The 351-nt window shown below is 76.9% G+C and carries 1 protein-coding gene; it reads right to left on the minus strand.

Annotation, left to right across the window (positions count from 1 at the left end):
* Positions 1 to 351: glycosyltransferase 87 family protein (locus IJ15_RS0124730; protein WP_156112223.1), on the minus strand; the 351-nt coding region annotated here is incomplete at both ends.

Below are 351 nucleotides of genomic sequence, written 5' to 3' on the forward strand. Positions count from 1 at the left end.
GGGGGGCGGGCGGTGGAGCGCGCGGGCGCCGGGCCGCACGCGCGCGCGCGCCGGCGCGGGCGCCCGCGCCGCCGGGGGGGGGGGGCGGGGGGGGGGGCGGGGGCGGGGGGGCGGGCGGCCCGCCACTTCCGCAGCACCAGGTAGTAAAGGACGAAGTAGGCCGGTGTCAGTTTGATCCCGGCGGCGATGCCGACGCCGACGCCCTTGATCCTGCTGCCGTCGGCGCGGGAGACGTCCCACAGCACCAGTGCCATCAGGACCAGGTTGATCTGCCCGTAGAACAGGGTGGTGCGGACCGGTTCGAGGAACGTGCACGCCACCGCCAGCAGCACCGAGACCACCACGACGCGG

The organism is Prescottella defluvii (assembly GCF_000738775.1).
Lineage (GTDB): Bacteria > Actinomycetota > Actinomycetes > Mycobacteriales > Mycobacteriaceae > Prescottella > Prescottella defluvii.